General features: G+C 72.5%; 15 protein-coding genes. 8 read left to right on the top strand and 7 right to left on the bottom strand.

All coding sequences use genetic code 11. From position 1 onward, the window contains the following. Nucleotides 1-18: 18 nt before the first annotated feature. From HJD23_RS17350 to HJD23_RS17340, 3 genes are all read right to left on the bottom strand, one after another. Nucleotides 19-711 (bottom strand): hypothetical protein, encoded by a 693-nt coding sequence (locus HJD23_RS17350; protein WP_171109118.1) that lies wholly within the window; start codon nucleotides 709-711, stop codon nucleotides 19-21. Next, on the bottom strand, nucleotides 699-1,247 hold the full coding sequence (locus HJD23_RS17345; RefSeq protein ID WP_171109116.1) for a SigE family RNA polymerase sigma factor: 549 nt from the start codon (nucleotides 1,245-1,247) through the stop codon (nucleotides 699-701). The genes HJD23_RS17350 and HJD23_RS17345 overlap by 13 nt, the downstream gene beginning before the upstream one ends. Before the next feature lie 253 nt (nucleotides 1,248-1,500). Further along, nucleotides 1,501-2,448, bottom strand: coding sequence for an A/G-specific adenine glycosylase (locus tag HJD23_RS17340; protein ID WP_171109114.1), 948 nt, complete (start codon nucleotides 2,446-2,448; stop codon nucleotides 1,501-1,503). A gap of 238 nt (nucleotides 2,449-2,686) precedes the next feature. Between HJD23_RS17340 and HJD23_RS17335 the strand changes: the two genes are divergently transcribed. Beyond that, the gene (locus tag HJD23_RS17335; protein WP_171109112.1) at nucleotides 2,687-3,538 is read left to right on the top strand and encodes a hypothetical protein; all 852 of its coding nucleotides are present in this window, start codon (nucleotides 2,687-2,689) and stop codon (nucleotides 3,536-3,538) included. A 115-nt stretch (nucleotides 3,539-3,653) separates the two neighbouring features. On the opposite strand, the gene disA is transcribed toward HJD23_RS17335, so the two are convergent. Beyond that, nucleotides 3,654-4,778, bottom strand: a complete 1,125-nt coding sequence (gene disA / locus HJD23_RS17330) for a DNA integrity scanning diadenylate cyclase DisA (RefSeq protein WP_141314654.1) — start codon at nucleotides 4,776-4,778, stop codon at nucleotides 3,654-3,656. Nucleotides 4,779-4,858: 80 nt separating this feature from the next. Next, nucleotides 4,859-6,268 (bottom strand): DNA repair protein RadA, encoded by a 1,410-nt coding sequence (gene radA, locus HJD23_RS17325; protein ID WP_171109110.1) that lies wholly within the window; start codon nucleotides 6,266-6,268, stop codon nucleotides 4,859-4,861. Between the two features lie 223 nt (nucleotides 6,269-6,491). On the opposite strand from radA, the gene HJD23_RS17320 reads away from it, so the two are divergent. Beyond that, nucleotides 6,492-8,228, top strand: a complete 1,737-nt coding sequence (locus HJD23_RS17320; RefSeq protein WP_171109108.1) for a hypothetical protein — start codon at nucleotides 6,492-6,494, stop codon at nucleotides 8,226-8,228. Between the two features lie 53 nt (nucleotides 8,229-8,281). On the opposite strand, the gene HJD23_RS17315 is transcribed toward HJD23_RS17320, so the two are convergent. Beyond that, the gene (locus tag HJD23_RS17315; protein ID WP_171109106.1) at nucleotides 8,282-9,163 is read right to left on the bottom strand and encodes a hypothetical protein; all 882 of its coding nucleotides are present in this window, start codon (nucleotides 9,161-9,163) and stop codon (nucleotides 8,282-8,284) included. A gap of 83 nt (nucleotides 9,164-9,246) precedes the next feature. On the opposite strand from HJD23_RS17315, the gene HJD23_RS17310 reads away from it, so the two are divergent. From HJD23_RS17310 to ilvD, 4 genes are all read left to right on the top strand, one after another. Further along, the gene (locus HJD23_RS17310) at nucleotides 9,247-10,179 is read left to right on the top strand and encodes a Ppx/GppA phosphatase family protein (protein WP_171109104.1); all 933 of its coding nucleotides are present in this window, start codon (nucleotides 9,247-9,249) and stop codon (nucleotides 10,177-10,179) included. A 174-nt stretch (nucleotides 10,180-10,353) separates the two neighbouring features. After that, on the top strand, nucleotides 10,354-11,178 hold the full coding sequence (locus HJD23_RS17305; RefSeq protein ID WP_141314643.1) for a sugar phosphate isomerase/epimerase: 825 nt from the start codon (nucleotides 10,354-10,356) through the stop codon (nucleotides 11,176-11,178). Further along, nucleotides 11,175-11,780 (top strand): TetR family transcriptional regulator, encoded by a 606-nt coding sequence (locus tag HJD23_RS17300; protein WP_171109102.1) that lies wholly within the window; start codon nucleotides 11,175-11,177, stop codon nucleotides 11,778-11,780. The genes HJD23_RS17305 and HJD23_RS17300 overlap by 4 nt, the downstream gene beginning before the upstream one ends. Nucleotides 11,781-11,930: 150 nt before the next feature. Continuing rightward, nucleotides 11,931-13,784: a dihydroxy-acid dehydratase gene (ilvD, locus tag HJD23_RS17295; protein ID WP_171109100.1), complete on the top strand. Its 1,854-nt coding sequence runs from the start codon at nucleotides 11,931-11,933 to the stop codon at nucleotides 13,782-13,784. A 138-nt stretch (nucleotides 13,785-13,922) separates the two neighbouring features. On the opposite strand, the gene HJD23_RS17290 is transcribed toward ilvD, so the two are convergent. Beyond that, on the bottom strand, nucleotides 13,923-16,106 hold the full coding sequence (locus HJD23_RS17290) for a serine/threonine-protein kinase (RefSeq protein ID WP_171109098.1): 2,184 nt from the start codon (nucleotides 16,104-16,106) through the stop codon (nucleotides 13,923-13,925). A 148-nt stretch (nucleotides 16,107-16,254) separates the two neighbouring features. Here HJD23_RS17290 and HJD23_RS17285 point away from each other — a divergent pair, with 148 nt between their 5' ends. Both HJD23_RS17285 and HJD23_RS17280 read left to right on the top strand, forming a co-directional pair. Beyond that, nucleotides 16,255-16,623, top strand: a complete 369-nt coding sequence (locus HJD23_RS17285; protein WP_171109096.1) for an SH3 domain-containing protein — start codon at nucleotides 16,255-16,257, stop codon at nucleotides 16,621-16,623. Between the two features lie 45 nt (nucleotides 16,624-16,668). After that, nucleotides 16,669-17,172, top strand: coding sequence for an EamA/RhaT family transporter (locus tag HJD23_RS17280; protein WP_171109095.1), 504 nt, complete (start codon nucleotides 16,669-16,671; stop codon nucleotides 17,170-17,172). Nucleotides 17,173-17,295 lie beyond the last annotated feature (123 nt).

The following is a 17,295-nucleotide window of genomic DNA, read 5'->3' as shown; positions in this document are numbered from 1 at the left end:
CGTCAGGTCGGTGCCCGGTCAGTTGCTCTCGGGGGCCACGGTCGGCTCGGCCCCGACGACCGTGCTGTAGTCGTTGTGCGTGCGGTATTCCTCGGTGAAGCGGCCCGCGGTCCAGCGGTACGTGATCACGTTCTCGCCGGACGGGCTCGACACCGGGTCGCCCTTCGCGTACACCTGCTTGGTGACCACCAGATCACCGCGGTCTATCTCGGCATAGACCGGCGGTTCCTCCGCCTTGAAGACATTCCGGTAGGAACCGCCCTCCTCGCGATACACGTACGAGCCGATACCGACGACGTCACTGCACGTCACGACGTTGACGACGACGTCCTCGACCGTTCCGCCGGTCAGATCGCCGTACGACAGGTCGACCGGGTACGCGTCGGCGACGCACGGCTTCAGGCCGCGCTTGACCGCCGCCGAGACATGCGGATCCGAAAGCAGCAGCTTGACCGCGGCGGCCCGCGTCAGCGACCTGGACTCGGGCACCGCGGAGGCCTGGGCGGCCGAGCTCGCCGCCGTGCCGGCCATCGAGTCGTCGTGCGCCGGGCCCTCGTCCCGGGCACCGGTGCCGCCCGTGGCGCAGGCGGACAGCAAAAGGCTGAGGGCGGTGAGCACGGCCGCCGCCGTGATCACCGCCTGCAAGGTGCCTCGGGCCGGGGTGGGCCCGGGGCCGGTGTCGACACCGGCCCTGCCGGTCAGGCCGCGCAACGCTCCCGCTCCTCACGCTCCAGCGCGCGTGCGTCCAGATCGCGGGCCTCCAGCTCCTCGCGGAGCCGGGCGAGCGCCCGGTGCAGCGTGCTCTTGACCGTTCCGGCCGACATGCCGAGGGCCGCGGCCGTCTCCTCCGTGGACATCTGCTCCCAGTGTCGCAGCACGACCACGCTGCGCTGCTTGGGGGCCAGCACCTTCATGACGTCCATCAGCAGGGCCCGGTCCGCGTGCTGCTCGGAGGAGTCCTCCACACACGCCTCCGGGAGCTGCTCGGTGGGCACCTCCTCCAGCTTGCGGGCCCGCCACCACTCGGTCCGCGTGTTGATCATGACCCGGCGCAGATAGGCGTCCGCCAGCCGCTTGTCGGCTATGCCTTCCCAGCGGCCGTATGTCCGGGCCAGTGCCGTCTGGAGCAGGTCCTGGGCGTCGACCGGGTCCGGGACCAGTCGGCGGGCGCTGCGCAACAGCGCGTCCTGCCGAGTGCGGACGTACTCCTCGAACCCGAGCACCTCGCCCACGTCGCCCTGCTCCATGATCAACGCCTCCATCCCCGTTTTTCTGTCCCTGCGCCCCTCTGTCGGGCACAGAAAGGAAGCTACGGAGGCGTTGTCACGGGGCTGTCCGAAGCAGCCTGCGGTGAACGCTCGGCTGTCCGTCGGTTGTGTAACGGAAGTAGGAAACGGTTAAAAGCGCAGTTCGGATGGGGTAGGTATGGGTGATTTGCCCGCCGGGGGGCGGAGCGCAGCTGTGATCCGTCTGTGTGCCGGGCTGTGAGCCCGCTGTACGTCAGCTCAGCGGCAGCCGGTACAAGCCGCCCGGCAGCGGCTCCACCAGACCGTCGGCGACCAGGCCGTCCAGGGCCCGGGCGCGCTGCACCGGCTCGTGCCACACCCGGTCGAGCAACGCCTGCGGGACAGGGGCGTGCGCCTCGCGCAGTACGGCGAGCAGCTTGCCGCGCACCTGGCGGTCCGTACCGGCGTACGTCTGACCGCGCCGCGGCGGGCCCTCGTGCTCCGGCTTGCCCGCCAGCCGCCACGCGCACTGCGCGGCGATCGGGCAGCGGTGGCAGCCCTCGTTCTTGGCCGTGCACACCAGCGCGCCCAGCTCCATCGACGCGGCGGCCCAGCGGGCGGCGATCCGCTCGTCGTCCGGGAGCAGGGCCCGCGCCAGCCTGCGCTCGGCGGCCGTCGTCGCGTTCGGCGGGTACTGCACGCCGATGACCGCGCGGGCGAACACCCGGCGGACGTTGGTGTCGAGCACGGCATGCCGCTGCCCGTACGCAAACGACGCCACGGCCGCCGCCGTGTACTCGCCGATGCCGGGCAGTGCGAGGAGCTGGGCGTGGTCGGTGGGTACGTCGCCGCCGTGCCGTTCCGTTATGGCGACGGCGGCGCCGTGCAGGCGCAGGGCGCGGCGCGGGTAGCCGAGCCGGCCCCAGGCGCGCACGGCCTCGCCGGGGGCCTCCTTGGCGAGGTCGGCGGGGCGCGGCCAGCGGGCCAGCCACTGCTCATAGACGGGCAGGACGCGGTTGACCGGGGTCTGCTGGAGCATGAACTCGCTGACCATCACGCCCCACGCGCCGGCCTCCGGCCGCCGCCAGGGCAGGTCGCGCGCGTGCTCGTCGAACCAGGCGATGACGGGGGAGTGGAGGTGCTCTCCGCGGATCTCTCCGCGCGGAGAGCCGGGGAGTGCCTCGGTGGGGCTGGTGTGCGGGGGCTTCGTGGGAGCAGTCATGGCAGTTCCGATCCTGCCATGTCGGGACGGATCGACCGTGCTGCTGCGTAGCGTTTCGCGGGGCGGCAGACCAAGGCCACTGGTGGAGCGGCGCGGTCCGGTGGGCTCGCCGCTGTGCCCGGCGCGCCCAACTGTCGTACGTTCGCAGGACGTTTCCGGGATGATGATCCGGAAAAGTTGTGGCTCCAGGCGGCGGGTGGGGCCAGTGACGGCACCGATCTCTCGTACAGTTTGCGCCGTGGGATCTCTGCGCAATCCGGTCGGGCCGCTTCCCTCCTCCATCTACTGGCGACGGAGGGCCGTCCTGCTGTCCGTGGTCGCCCTGCTGGCCCTGCTGGTCACCTGGGTCGTGACGACCGGTGGGGGCGGAAACGGCACCGGCGCGAACGGCTCCGACGGCAAGAATCCCGCGCCCTCCATCACGCCGGGGCCGTCCGGTTCCGGGCCCGCGATCTCCGAAGCGCCGGGCGGGCGCGACGAGTCGGGCGACGAGGGCTCCGGCGGGACCGGCGCCGGGGACGGGTCCGGTGACGGTACGGGCGACAGTTCCGGTGCGGGTTCGAGTGCGGGTTCGGGTGACGACGGTGGGTCCGGCGCCTCGGGCGGTGCCGGTTCCGGCGGTACGGCCGCGGGTGCCTCCGGGGGTGGTGTCGGTACGGGCGAAACGGTGCCGGCCGGGTCGTCGCTGCCCAACTGCACCGCGAACGCCGTGACGTTGACCCTGCGCAGTGTGCGCAACACGTACTCACCGGACGAGACGCCCGCGTTCCGGCTGACCGCGAAGAACACCTCCGGCAGTGACTGCAAGGTCGATCTCGGGCCGAAGAGCGCGGTGCTGACGATCACTCAGGCGGCGGGCGACGACACGTACTGGTCGTCGGCCGACTGCCCCAAGGGTGCCGGGAGCCTGCTGTACCGGGTGCCGGCCGGGAGCAGCATCACGTACACCGTGCAGTGGGACCGCAGGCCGAGCGCCCCGGAGTGCGGGACGCCTCCGGCGGGGGTGGCCGGGGCAGGGACGTATCTGCTGGAGGGGAAGGCGGCGGGGTTCGGGACGTTGCGGACGTCGTTCGTGCTGGACGCGGACTAGGCTCCGCCGGGTGCGGGTCCGTTGTGGCTGGTCGCGCCCACGCGGCGGAGCCGCACATTGATGCAGCCCTGCGCCCCTGACGGCGCTGCCCTCCCGGCCGCTCCAATGTGAGCGTCTAGACGTAGCGCTCCAGGATCGACGACTCCGCCAACCGCGACAGGCCCTCCCGTACGCTGCGTGCCCGGGCCTCGCCCACGCCGTCCACCGTCTGGAGGTCGTCGACGCTCGCGGCGAGCAGCTTCTGCAGGCCGCCGAAGTGTTCCACCAGCCGGTCGATGATGGCGCCCGGCAGGCGCGGCACCTTGGCCAGCAGCCGGAAGCCGCGCGGTGAGACCGCGGAGTCGAGGGCCTCGGGGGAGCCGGTGTAGCCCAGCGCCCGGGCCACCGTGGGCAGTTCGAGCAGCTCGGCGTGGCTGAGGGCGTCCAGCTCGGCCAGTGCCTCGTCCACCGTGCGTGAGCGCTTGGCCGTGGGCTCGGGGACGTAGTCCCGGACGACCAGCTCGCGCTCGGGCTCCACGCCCGCGATCAACTCGTCCAGCTGGAGCGCGAGCAGCCGCCCGTCGGTGCCCAGCTCGACCACGTACTCGGCGATTTCGGTCGCGATCCGGCGCACCATCTCCAGCCGCTGCGCCACCGCCGAGACGTCCCGGACCGTCACCAGGTCCTCGATCTCCAGCGCGGACAGCGTGCCCGCGACCTCGTCGAGGCGGAGCTTGTAGCGCTCCAGGGTCGCGAGGGCCTGGTTGGCGCGGGACAGGATCGCCGCGGAGTCCTCCAGGACGCGGCGCTGGCCGTCGACGTAGAGGGCGATCAGCCGCATGGACTGGGAGACCGAGACCACCGGGAAGCCGACCTGCTTGCTCACGCGGTCCGCGGTGCGGTGCCGGGTGCCGGTCTCCTCGGTCGGGATCGTGGGGTCGGGGACCAGCTGGACGCCCGCCCGGAGGATCTTCGACAGGTCGGAGGAGAGCACGATGCCGCCGTCGAGCTTGCACAGCTCGCGCAGCCGGGTCGCCGTGAACTCGACATCCAGCACGAAACCACCCGTGCACATGGCTTCGACGGTCTTGTCGGAGCCGAGCACGATCAGGCCGCCGGTGTTGCCGCGCAGGACCCGCTCAAGGCCGTCACGCAGGGGCGTGCCGGGTGCCACGGCGCTCAGCGAGGCGCGCATCAGGCCATCGGAACCGGCACTCCCACCGGACTTTCCGGGAGCTGCTGCCCGGTCGTTGGCTGCCACTGCACTCCTCCGGTCGCAGGTTCTGGGGCGCTCCCGGATCCGCACTCTGTTCGTACGGACGGGCGAGACCAGGGCAAAGTCTACCGGCGGTCCTCCTCGTCCCGGGGGGCCTCTCGGCGACGGGAGCGGGGCAGCACCCTCAGGGCGTCCCCTATGTCCGCGACTTCCAGGACCTTCATCCCGGCCGGGACCTTCCCCGGGTCGCCCGGTACGAGGGCGTGCGTGAAGCCCAGCCGGTGCGCCTCGGCGAGCCTGCGCTGCACGCCGGTGACCCGTCTGACCTCGCCCGCGAGGCCGACCTCGCCGATCGCGACGAGGTTCTTCGGCAGCGGAGTGTCGCTGGCGGCGGAGGCCAGGGCGAGGGCGACGGCGAGGTCGGCGGCCGGCTCGGAGAGCTTCACGCCGCCGACCGTCGCGGAGTAGATGTCCCGTTTGCCCAGGGCGCTGATCCGGCCGCGCTGCTCCAGCACCGCCAGCATCATCGAGACGCGGGAGGTCTCCAGCCCGGACGTCGTACGGCGCGGGGAGGGAATCTGGGAGTCGACCGTGAGGGCCTGGACCTCGGCCACCAGGGGGCGGCGGCCCTCCAGGGTGACGGTCAGGCAGGTGCCGGGGACGGGCTCGGCGCGCCGGGTGAGGAACAGGCCGCTGGGGTCGGCGAGGCCGGTGATGCCCTCGTCGTGCAGCTCGAAGCAGCCGACCTCGTCGGTCGTGCCGTAGCGGTTCTTGACACCGCGTACGAGCCGCAGGCGTGCGTGCCGGTCGCCCTCGAAGTGCAGGACGACGTCGACGAGGTGCTCCAGGAGGCGCGGGCCCGCGATCGCGCCGTCCTTGGTGACATGGCCGACCAGGAGCGTGGACATGCCGCGTTCCTTCGAGGCGCGGATCAGGGCGCCGGCGACCTCGCGGACCTGGGCCATGCCGCCGGGGGCGCCGTCGATCTCCGGGGAGGCGACCGTCTGCACCGAGTCCATGATCAGCAGCGACGGCTTCACCGCGTCCAAGTGGCCGAGCACGGCGGCCAGATCCGTCTCGGCGGCGAGATAGAGGTGGTCGTCGATGGCGCCGATGCGGTCGGCGCGCAGCCGGACCTGGCTCGCCGACTCCTCGCCGGTCACATAGAGGGTGCGGTGCTCGTCGCTCGCCGACTTGGCCGCCACGTCCAGCAGCAGCGTCGACTTGCCGACGCCCGGCTCGCCCGCGACCAGCACCACCGCGCCGGGCACCAGGCCGCCGCCGAGCACCCGGTCCAGCTCGGGCACCCCGGTCGAACGGGCGGTCGCCTGCCGTCCGTCGACCTGCCCGATGGGCACCGCGGACGTCGTGACGCGCCCCGGCGCCGTGGTCCGCACCGCGGGCGCGCCGTACTCCTCGATCGTCCCCCAGGCCTGGCACTCGGGGCAGCGGCCGAGCCATTTGGCCGTCTGCCAGCCGCATTCGGTGCAGCGGTAGGACGGCCGGTCCTTGGTGGTCTTCGTACGGGCAGCCATGGACGAAACCGTAGCCGCCGCCACTGACAGCCGGGGCACCGGCGCTGTATGCCCCTTTCACGCCCGGCCACGCGCCGGTACGCACCCCGAACCGGCAGCCCCGTCATGAACGAGCCATGGAATGCGGGGTTCCTGTCCCCTTATGAGGGATCGTTTCACCCGTATGGATTAAAAGTGCTCATCGGGGCAGAAGCCGCAACCCCCCGCCGCCTACGGTCGCCGGGTGATGAGCAGCAGCCCGGACACCACGACCCGCACCACTGGCGCCCATCGTGCGCGCCGCGATGCGCGTGACCGCGCTGCGGCGCGCACGCTGGTGCATCGGCCACCCGCGCGCTACGAGCCGTATCTGGACGGTCTGTTCACGTACTGCCTGTCCGTGCTGTGCGACCACGACGCGGCCACCGCCGCCCTGGGCGAGGTCCTCGCGCTCGCCGAGCGCCGCGGCCAGCGCGCTCCGCAGGCCGCCGGTGACCGCCGGGCCTGGCTGTACGCGCTGGCCCGCTGGGCGTGCCTGTGCAAGCTGGCCGAGGCCAAGCAGAAACGTCAGGCCACCCACGCGGCAGGCCGACCCGGCACCGAGCGAAAACGCGCCACGAGGTCCGTCACGCCCCCCGTCCCCGAGGAGGTGCACGAGCAGCGCCGGCGCGAACTCGCCCTGCTGGCCTGGCCGGAGGCGGCCGGCACCACCCCCGAGCAGCGCGAGGCGCTCGAACTGGCCGTGCGCCACCACCTGGCCGCCCACGAGGTCGCCGCCGTCCTCGGCCTGGACCTCGCCGCCGCCCGCGACCTGCTCGCCTCCGCCGCCTGCGAGGTGGAACGCACGCGTGCGGCCCTCGCCGTCGTCGAGACCGGCGCCTGTCCGAGCGTCGCCCGCCTCACCGGCGACCACCAGCTGGTGCTCAGCGCCGCCCTGCGCAAGGAACTGGTCCGGCACGTCGACGACTGCCCCCGCTGTCGCCGCACCGCCGAGCGCGCGTTTCCCGGCCGCTGGCCCGGCGCCGGCCCGACCCCCGCCCAGCTGCCCGTGCTGGAGGCGCCCCGCGCGGCCCTGCACATGGCCATGGCGCACCACCCGCGCGCGCGGGGCACCGCGCCCCGCTTCGACCGGCGCGGCTTTCCGATGGACCCCAAGGACCGTGCCGCCCGCAGAGACCGCCTCCGCGCGCGTGCCGTCACCACCACCGTCGTCGCCACCGTGGTGGCCGCCCCGGTCCTCGCCCTGTGGTCCGCCTACCGGGGTGCGCCGATCGGTGAGGGCGGGGACGGCCGCGGGGCCACCGCCAGCCGGGACGACGGTCCCGGCGCCCTCGGTGGCGAGGCGGCGGACGGCGGCTACGAGAACGCCGGCAACGCCGGCACCCGCCCCGGCGGCCGTTTCTCCCAGGGCAACCAGCCGGACGTGTCGGTCGAGGTCATCAGCGTCGCCGGCGCCGGTGAGAAGAGCGCGGGCCGGCTCCGGGTGAGCGCGGGCAACACCGGCGACACCACCTTCATCACCCTCACCGCCTCCGGCTCCGCCCCGGTCCGCTGGTCCGCTAGCACGGCCGCCTCCTGGCTGTATCTGAGCCGGTCCTCGGGAACCCTCCGGCCCGGCGAGACGCTGACGATCAAGGTGTACGTCGACCAGCTGCGCGAACCGTCCGGGTACTGGAGCGCACGGGTCGCGCTCGCACCCGTCGGCGCGGTCGTCTCCATCCAGGGGTACGGCAGCGCACCCACCCCCTCCGACCCCGGCCCCGCCCCGGACCCCCGGCCGAGCACCCCGGGCGACCCCGGTAAGCCGCCCCCGCCCGATCCGGACCCGACGCCCACGACCCCGCCCGACCCCACACCGAGCACCCCGACCACACCGCCGCCCGACCCCGAGCCCACCCCCAGCGCCACCGACCCGTCCGCCCCGGGAAGCCCGACACCGCCACCCGGCGAAGGCGGCGACCCGAACCCCGGCACGTCCTAGGTGTATTGACCCGCAGGGTTGTTCACGCGGGTGATGGGTGGCCGGCCGCCGGATCAGTCCACCGGATCCGCCGGATGCGGCGCGAGCAGGGGCAGCTGCGACGCCAGCCGCTGCGCGCAGAGCTCGGCCAGACGGTCGTAGCCCGCCTTGCCCATCAGCTCGGTCAGCTCCGCCCGGTAGGAGACGTACACCGGCTCGCCCGCGCCGTGCGCCGAGGTCGCCGACGTGCACCACCAGTGCAGGTCGTGGCCGCCCGGACCCCAGCCCCGGCGGTCGTACTCACCGATCGAGATCTGCAGCACGCGCGTGTCGTCGGGCCGGTCGATCCAGTCGTAGGTGCGCCGGATCGGCAGCTGCCAGCACACGTCCGGCTTGGTCTCCAGCGGCTCGCGGCCCTCCCGCACGGCGAGGATGTGCAGCGAGCAGCCCGCGCCGCCCGCGAATCCGGGCCGGTTCTGGAAGATGCACGAGCCCTGGTAGGGCCGGGTCTGGCGGGAGCCCTCGTCGTCCTTGGAGACCCAGCCCTTTCGGGTGCCCTCGGCGTGGTTCTGCCAGATCTCCGGCGTGAGCCTCGCCACATGCTCGGCGACCCGCCGCTCGTCGTCCTCGTCGGAGAAGTGGGCGCCCAGCGTGCAGCACCCGTCGTCCGCGCGGCCCGCCTGGATGCCCTGGCAGCCGCTGCCGAAAATGCAGTTCCAGCGAGAGGTGAGCCATGTCAGATCGCAGCGGAACACCTGCTCGTCGTCCGCCGGATCCGGGAACTCCACCCACGCGCGCGGGAAGTCGAGGCCCTTCTCGTCGGCTGCCGGGACGGCCGGGGCCTGCTGCGGCTGCTTCTTCGGTGCTGTCGCCTGCGAAGAATCCTGGACAGACCCCTTGGCCGATGTGGCCTTCTTGTCCGCCTTGCCGGTCTTCGCCTTTTTCGTCTTTGGCACCCGTCCAGGGTAAGTCGCCCGCGGCCGGTCCCGGGACCGCCTCGGGGACGGCGCACGGCGCGGCTGGCAGTAGCGTTCCGTACATGAGACTCGGTGTCCTCGACGTGGGAAGCAACACGGTGCATCTGCTGGTGGTGGACGCACACCCCGGCGCGCGCCCGCTGCCCGCGCACTCGCACAAGGCGGAACTGCGCCTCGCCCAACTCCTCGACGAGGCCGGTGCCATCGGCCCCGAGGGGGTCGACAAGCTGATCGCGGTCATCCATGACGCGCTCCAGGCCGCCGAGGACAAGGGCGTCGAGGAACTCCTGCCGTTCGCCACCTCCGCCGTGCGCGAGGCCGCCAACGCCGACGACGTCCTCGCGCGCGTGCAGCAGGAGACCGGCGTCGCCCTCCAGGTCCTCACCGGCCCCGAGGAGGCCCGGCTCACCTTCCTCGCCGTCCGCCGCTGGTTCGGCTGGTCGGCGGGCAAGCTGCTCGTCCTGGACATCGGCGGCGGCTCCCTGGAGATCGCCTACGGCATCGACGAGGAACCCGACGCGGCCGTCTCGCTGCCGCTCGGCGCCGGCCGGCTCACCTCCGCCTGGCTGCCCGCCGACCCGCCCGCCACCGAGGACATACGGGCGCTGCGCCGCCATGTCCGCGCCGAGATCGCGCGCACGGTGGGCGAGTTCGCCCGCTTCGGCGCCCCCGACCACGTGGTCGCCACCTCCAAGACCTTCAAGCAGCTCGCCCGCATCTGCGGCGCCGCCCGCTCCGCCGAGGGCCTCTACGTCCAGCGCGAACTCAAGCGGCAGTCCCTGGAGTCCTGGGTCCCGCGCCTGTCCGGCATGACCGCGGAGGAACGCGCCGACCTCCCCGGCGTCTCGGAGGCCCGAGCGGGCCAGCTCCTCGCGGGGGCGCTGGTGGCGGAGGCGGCGATGGACCTGTTCGGGGTGGAGACGCTGGAGATCTGCCCGTGGGCGTTGCGGGAGGGGATCATTTTGCGTCGGCTGGATCACATGGGGCCGGAGTGAAACGGGCGGCTGGGCGTCGCCGGGTACAGGGGCGCGGGGCTGTATCGATGTGCGGCTCCGCCGCACAGGCGCGACCAGCCACACGCGACCCGCACTCGCCCGTGGCGATCCTCGAACGGTGAATAGGCGCACACCAACCCCGGCCCACCCCCCAGACCCACGTACCCTGTCTCCGTGGCAGAACCAGTCGTACGCATCCCGGATGCGAAGGTCGCCCTCTCGACGGCCTCCGTCTATCCGGAGTCGACGGCGACGGCCTTCGAGATCGCCGCACGTCTCGGGTACGACGGCGTCGAGGTCATGGTGTGGAACGAACCCGTCAGCCAGGACATCGAGGCCCTGCGCCGGCTCAGCGACTTCCACCAGATCCCGATCCTCGCCGTACACGCCCCCTGCCTGCTCATCACGCAGCGCGTCTGGTCCACCGACCCCTGGGTCAAGCTCCAGCGCGCCCGGGCGGCCGCCGAGAAGCTCGGCGCCGGCACCGTCGTCGTCCACCCCCCGTTCCGCTGGCAGCGCCAGTACGCGCGCGACTTCGTCGCCGGGATCTGGCGGATGGCGAACGAGACAGATGTGCGGTTCGCCGTGGAGAACATGTACCCCTGGCGCTACCGGGACCGCGAGATGCTCGCGTACGCCCCCGACTGGGACGTCACCAAGGACGACTACCGGCACTTCACGATCGATCTCAGCCACACCGCGACCGCCCGCACCGACGCCCTGCACATGATCGACCGCATGGGCGACCGCCTCGGCCACGTCCACCTCGCCGACGGCGGCGGCTCCAACAAGGACGAGCACCTGGTCCCGGGCCGCGGCACCCAGCCCTGCGCCGAGCTGCTGGAACGTCTCGCCCTGAGCGGTTTCGACGGCCATGTCGTCATCGAGGTCAACACCCGCCGCGCCATGTCCAGCGCCGAGCGCGAGGCCGACCTCGCCGAGGCCCTGGCCTTCACCCGGCTCCACCTGGCCTCCTCCGTGAAGGTGCCCCGGCGATGACCGACGCGACCGCCCGCAGGCGCGGCAGGCCCCCTCGTACGGAGTCCGCCGACACCCGCGACCGCATCCTCGCCGCGGCCCGCGAGGAGTTCTCCGAGCGGGGCTACGAGAAGACGTCCGTACGCGGCATCGCCAAGGCGGCGGGCGTTGACTCGGCGCTGGTGCATCACTACTTCGGAACCAAGGAGCAGGTCTTCCAGGAGGCGCTGGAAGCGGTCTTCGCGCCCGCGCTGAAGGCGCCGGACGTGATCTTCGAAGGGCCGGCCGAGGGGGTCGGCGAGCGGTTCGCCCGGTTCCTGTTCGGCATCTGGGAGAACCCGGTCACCCGGACCCCGCTGCTCGCCGTCGTACGGTCCGCCGTGACCAACGAGGTGGCGGCGTCCGTCTTCCGCCGCCTCGTCGCCGCCCAGCTGCTGCGCCGGGTCGCCTCGCAGCTCGGCCTGCCCGACGCCGAGCTGCGCGCCGAGCTGGCGGCCGCGCAGCTGGTCGGGGTGGCCATCATGCGGTACGTGATCAAGCTGGAGCCGCTGGCCTCGGCCGACGTCGAAGTGATCATCAAGCGCATCGCACCGGTCGTCCAGGGACACCTGACCGGACCCTGACGGCCGGCAGCAGACGTCGACCGGCAGCAGACCCAGACCGGCCGCAGACCACCTTGAGACACACATCCCGCATTCCGGACACCGTGTCCATCCCTTGGAGCACCGGCGTACGCTCGTAGGAGTCAGATTTCTCCGAAGGAGCGAGCGACGATGCCCGAGCTGAGGTCCCGCACAGTCACCCACGGACGCAACATGGCGGGCGCCCGCGCCCTTATGCGCGCCTCCGGTGTACCCGGTGCGGACATCGGCCGGAAGCCGATCATCGCGGTGGCGAACTCCTTCACCGAGTTCGTGCCCGGCCACACGCACCTCCAGCCCGTCGGCCGGATCGTCAGCGAGGCGATCAAGGAGGCGGGCGGCATCCCGCGCGAGTTCAACACGATCGCCGTCGACGACGGCATCGCGATGGGCCACGGCGGCATGCTCTACAGCCTGCCCTCCCGCGACCTGATCGCGGACAGCGTGGAGTACATGGTCGAGGCGCACTGCGCCGACGCCCTGGTCTGCATCTCCAACTGCGACAAGATCACCCCGGGCATGCTGAACGCGGCGCTCCGCCTCAACATCCCCACGGTCTTCGTCTCCGGCGGCCCGATGGAGTCCGGCCGCGCCACGCTGGTCGACGGCACGGTCCGCACCCTCGACCTGGTCGACGCGATCTCCGACGCCGTGAACGACAAGATCTCGGACGAGGACATCCTCCGTATCGAGGAGAACGCCTGTCCGACCTGCGGCTCCTGCTCCGGCATGTTCACCGCCAACTCGATGAACTGCCTGACCGAGGCCATCGGTCTCTCCCTCCCCGGCAACGGATCGGTGCTCGCCACCCACACCGCGCGCAAGCAGCTCTACGTCGACGCCGCTCGCACGGTCATGGACATCACCCGGCGCTACTACGAGCAGGACGACGACACGGTCCTGCCCCGCTCCATCGCCACCTTCGCGGCCTTCGAGAACGCGATGGCCCTGGACATCGCCATGGGCGGCTCCACGAACACGATCCTGCACCTGCTGGCCGCCGCCCAGGAGGCTGGCGTGCCCTTCGGCCTGGAGCAGATCGACGCCGTCTCGCGCCGCGTGCCGTGCCTGGCCAAGGTCGCGCCGAACGTCGCCAAGGACCGCACGTACTACATGGAGGACGTGCACCGCGCCGGTGGCATCCCGGCCCTGCTGGGCGAACTGCACCGCGGGGGCCTGCTCAACGAGGACGTGCACGCCGTCCACAGCCCGTCGCTCGCCGACTGGCTCAAGACCTGGGACGTCCGCGGCGGCTCGCCCTCCCCGGAGGCCGTGGAGCTGTGGCACGCGGCCCCTGGCTGCGTCCGCTCCGCCGAGGCCTTCTCCCAGTCCGAGCGCTGGGCGGCGCTGGACGAGGACGCCGAGGGCGGCTGCATCCGCTCCGTCGAGCACGCGTACAGCAAGGACGGCGGCCTGGCGGTCCTCAGGGGCAACCTCGCCGTCGACGGCTGCGTGGTGAAGACCGCCGGTGTCGACGAGTCGATCTGGACCTTCGAGGGCCCCGCGGTCGTCTGCGAGTCGCAGGAGGAGGCCGTCGAGAAGATCCTCAACAAGCAGGTGACCGACGGCGATGTCGTCGTCATCCGGTACGAGGGTCCCAAGGGCGGCCCCGGTATGCAGGAGATGCTCTACCCGACGTCCTTCCTCAAGGGCCGCGGCCTCGGCAAGACCTGCGCGCTGATCACGGACGGCCGCTTCTCCGGCGGCACGTCGGGTCTGTCGATCGGCCACGCGTCCCCCGAGGCGGCCTCCGGCGGCACCATCGCCCTCGTCGAGGACGGCGACCGTATCCGCATCGACATCCCGAACCGTTCGATCGAGCTGCTCGTCGACGAGGCGGAACTGGCGCGCCGGGAGGATGCGTTGAACGGGGTGTACGCCCCCAAGAACCGCGACCGCAAGGTGTCCGCCGCCCTGCGCGCGTACGCCGCGATGGCGACCAGCGCGGACAAGGGCGCGGTGCGGGACGTCAGCAAGCTGGGCTGAGCTGCGTGAGTGAGTGGGGCCGCCCGTGACGAGGGCGGCCCCTTTCGCTATCCGACGGGACTTCCCCTGAGGGGCCTCGTCATCGTGGGACTTCCCCTGAGGGGCCTCGTCACCGTGGGACTTCACCCTTGAGGCGTCTCACCATCCCGCCACCTCGCCCCCGTCCACCGCGAACAACACCCCGTCCGGCGCCCCCGCGAACACCTTCCCGTCCGCCGCCACCGGCAACGGCAACCCCGAGACGACCGACCCGCGCGCCGGCCCCGGCCGCGCGTCCGTCTGCCCCAGCAACGCCCCCTTCGCGGCGTCGACGGCGACGACCCGCCCGTCCCCGGCGCTGAAGTACAGCCGCTTCCCGGCCACGACCGGCGCCGACGGGAAACTGACGGACGTGTCCAGCCGCCACCGCTGCTCCGACGTACCGGTGTCCACCGCGGTCAGCGACCCGTCGGCGCCCAGCAGATACACCGTCTCCTGCGCCACGACCGCCTGCGCCCCCGCCACCGGGAAGCGCAGGGCGACCCGGCGCTGGGTGCCGTGCGTGGCGTCGTACCGCACGACGGCGTCCGTGTCCGCGTACGCCGCGGACGTCGACGTGAACCACAGCACGCCCTCCCGCGCACCCACCAGGCTCAGCGCCCCCGCCAGCCGCCGCTGCCACCGCACCGCGCCGGTCTCCGGGTCCACGGCGGTGACGCGCGTCCCGGCGCCGTCCGCGGTCACGGCGTACGCGACCCGTCCGCCGTACGACTGGAACACCGGCTGGGTGAGCCCGGCGATCCTGTGCCGCCACTTGCGTTCGCCGGTGGCCGCGTCCAGCGCGGTGACCGTCGAGTCGGGGCCGGTGAGCAGGACGAACCCGCCGACGTGCGCGATCCGGCCGTCGTAGCGCGCGATGTCGTGGCTCCAGCGGGTCCGGCCGGTCGCCGGGTCGAGCGCGGCGAGACGCCTGCTGCCCTCGAAGACGACGTGCAGCAGGCCGCCCGCGAGGACCGGCGGCTGTACGTTCCCGTCGGCGCGCTGGTCCGAGCCCGCCCGCGCCCACTGCACTTCCCCGTCGAGGGGATCGACGGCGGCGGCCAGGACGCCGGGGCGCGTGCAGTACAGCGCGCTGCCGCCGTACGTGCACTGCGGCATTCCGCTCGCCTCGACGCCCGGCGCGCTCAGCTCGACGTCCCAGGCCCGGAACCGCTGGGCCTGCACGTGCCCGGCGGGCGCCTCGGTCCCGCCGGTCCCGGCCAGCATGAGGGCCCCGGCCCCGAGCGCGAGCACGGCGGCCCCGGCGACGGCCGCCATCCACCGTCGCCTGGCTTTGCTCTTCGGCGGTACGTCCGTGGCGGCGGCGCCCGGGACAGCGGGCACCCGGCGCCGCCGGTGGGTGGGCAGGTCCTCGCCGGGGCGCTCGACAGGGGGTTCGCCGGGGCGCTCGCCGGGGGGTTCGAACAGCTGCTCGCCCGTGCGCTGTTCGGGGATGAAGGCCTGGGTGTCGTACGACGCCGACAGCGACCGCAGCTCCGCCATCAGCTCGTCCGGTGTGGGCCGGTCCTCCGGCTCCTTGGCCAGACAACGGGCGACGAGCGGCGCGAGTTCCTGCGGCACGCCTGTCAAGTCCGCCTCTTCATGGACGACCTGATACGCCACCAAGTACGGGCTGTCGGAGTCGAATGGCCCGCTGCCCGTCGCCGCGTGCACGATGACCGACCCGAGCGCGAACACATCGGCGGCCGGCCCGACATCCCGCGGCCTGCGGAACTGCTCCGGCGCCATGAACGGCGGCGTGCCGATCAGCTTGCCGGTCTCGGTGCGCAGTTCGCTGTCCGAGGGCCGGGAAATGCCGAAGTCGATGACTTTCGGCCCGTCCTCGGCGAGCAGCACATTGCTGGGCTTGAGATCGCGGTGCACCACTCCGGCCCGATGGATGTCCCGCAACGCCTCCGCCAGCCCCGCCATCAACTGCCGCAGCCGGGCGGGAGGCAGCGCACTATTCCGCTTCACATACGCGGAGAGGGTCGGCCCGGGGATGAACAGCGTCGCCATCCACGGCCGCTCGGCATCCGGATCGGCGTCGACGACGGGTGCGGTGAACGCACCGCTGACCCGCCGGGCCGCCCCGACCTCCTGCCGGAACCGCCCCCGGAACTCGGGGTCCTGGGCGAACTCCGCGTGCACGACCTTCACGGCCAGCCGCAACCCCGAGGCCGACCGCGCCAGATGGACCACGCCCATGCCGCCGGACCCGAGCTGTGCCTCCAGCAGATACTGTCCGGCGTATTGCGGAGATTCCGCTTCCGCATCCGCACCGGTGCTGCGCCATGGCGGCATCTCTCACCCCCGGATGTCCGTCCGCACGCGCGACGCGCTGAGCCTAGTCGATGGTGCGTGCGAAGCCCCTGTGGCTTGCTAGCCTCGGTGCGCCAGACAATTTTGGCGTGAACTGTTCACAGGCATCCAAAATACGGGGGAGGCCGACATGGCCACGGAGAACATAGAGATCTCGGACGCGGGCGAGCAGGAGACGGCACCGACGGCGACGGCGGAGGCCGCGCCCGAGACGGAGACGCTGAGCGCGACGGCGACCGCCGTGCCGCGGGTCCGCGCCTACCCGGTCGCCCCCGGCGTCCGGCTCAACGTCCGCAGCGGTCCCGGCACCAGCTACCGCATCGTCCGCGTCCTGCCCGAGGGCGCCACCGTCCCGATCTACTGCCAGCGCCCCGGCGAAACCGTCACCGGCCCCTACGGCACCTCCAACATCTGGGACTGCATCGCCAACTCCCAGTACGTCTCCGACGCCTACGTCAAGACCGGCAGCGACGGCTATGTCGCCCCGCGCTGCTCCTGACCACGACCTGGGGCCCGTCGCGTACCCGGGAGCCATAATCGACCCGTGAGCGACCACCAGAACGGCACCCCGGACCGGCCCACGGGCGGCGGGCCCCGCCCCGAACCCCTCCGCTTCTTCGGCACGACCTGGGTCGACCACGACCACGGCTACACCGCCCGCCGCATCGCCGCCTCCGTCGGCTCCCTCGCCGCGGCCGTCGCCGCCTGCCTGGTGCTCCGCTTCGCCTACGAGGGCATCCAGCTCGCCGAGACGGGCAGCTTCGTCCCGCTCCTGGTCGTCGTCATGTTCGCGGTCTGCAGTGCCCTCGCCTTCCGGCACACCTGGGAAGGCTTCACCAAGCGCCACGACCCCGACCGCCAGTCCGCCCTCCGCGGCCTCCTCGCCATCGGCTTCGTCGGCTCCCTCCTCGCCTACTTCGTCCGCTCCCTCGTCGAGGCCCCCGGCGAAAGACTTCACCGCGAGGAATACGAAACGGCTCTCCAGGACCACAAGAAGCGCACCGCCCGCCGCACCGGCAACCCCGCGAAGAGGCGCCGCCGCGACTGAGGTGCCTTGACCCGCGCCGTCCCGGGCCTTCCCGAGGCAGGCGTGGAGGCGGGCTTCCCACCCGATCGTCACGCCTGGGCGCAGGCCACCGGCCATCGCGGCGAGGCGGGCGATCCTGTCCTC

The sequence above is a fragment of the Streptomyces sp. Z423-1 genome (genome assembly GCF_013009255.1).
GTDB lineage: Bacteria > Actinomycetota > Actinomycetes > Streptomycetales > Streptomycetaceae > Streptomyces > Streptomyces gossypiisoli.
Note: the sequence above shows the minus strand (reverse complement) of the source record. Positions and strands in the feature narration are given on the sequence as shown.

Excerpts from the sequence above, each read along its gene's own strand:
- HJD23_RS17345 (WP_171109116.1), bottom strand. The coding sequence starts at position 1,247 with ATGGAGCAGGGCGACGTGGGCGAGGTGCTCGGGTTCGAGGAGTACGTC.
- HJD23_RS17340 (WP_171109114.1), bottom strand. The coding sequence starts at position 2,448 with ATGACTGCTCCCACGAAGCCCCCGCACACCAGCCCCACCGAGGCACTC.
- radA (WP_171109110.1), bottom strand. The coding sequence starts at position 6,268 with ATGGCTGCCCGTACGAAGACCACCAAGGACCGGCCGTCCTACCGCTGC.
- HJD23_RS17310 (WP_171109104.1), top strand. The coding sequence starts at position 9,247 with ATGAGACTCGGTGTCCTCGACGTGGGAAGCAACACGGTGCATCTGCTG.
- HJD23_RS17300 (WP_171109102.1), top strand. The coding sequence starts at position 11,175 with ATGACCGACGCGACCGCCCGCAGGCGCGGCAGGCCCCCTCGTACGGAG.
- ilvD (WP_171109100.1), top strand. The coding sequence starts at position 11,931 with ATGCCCGAGCTGAGGTCCCGCACAGTCACCCACGGACGCAACATGGCG.
- HJD23_RS17290 (WP_171109098.1), bottom strand. The coding sequence starts at position 16,106 with ATGCCGCCATGGCGCAGCACCGGTGCGGATGCGGAAGCGGAATCTCCG.
- HJD23_RS17285 (WP_171109096.1), top strand. The coding sequence starts at position 16,255 with ATGGCCACGGAGAACATAGAGATCTCGGACGCGGGCGAGCAGGAGACG.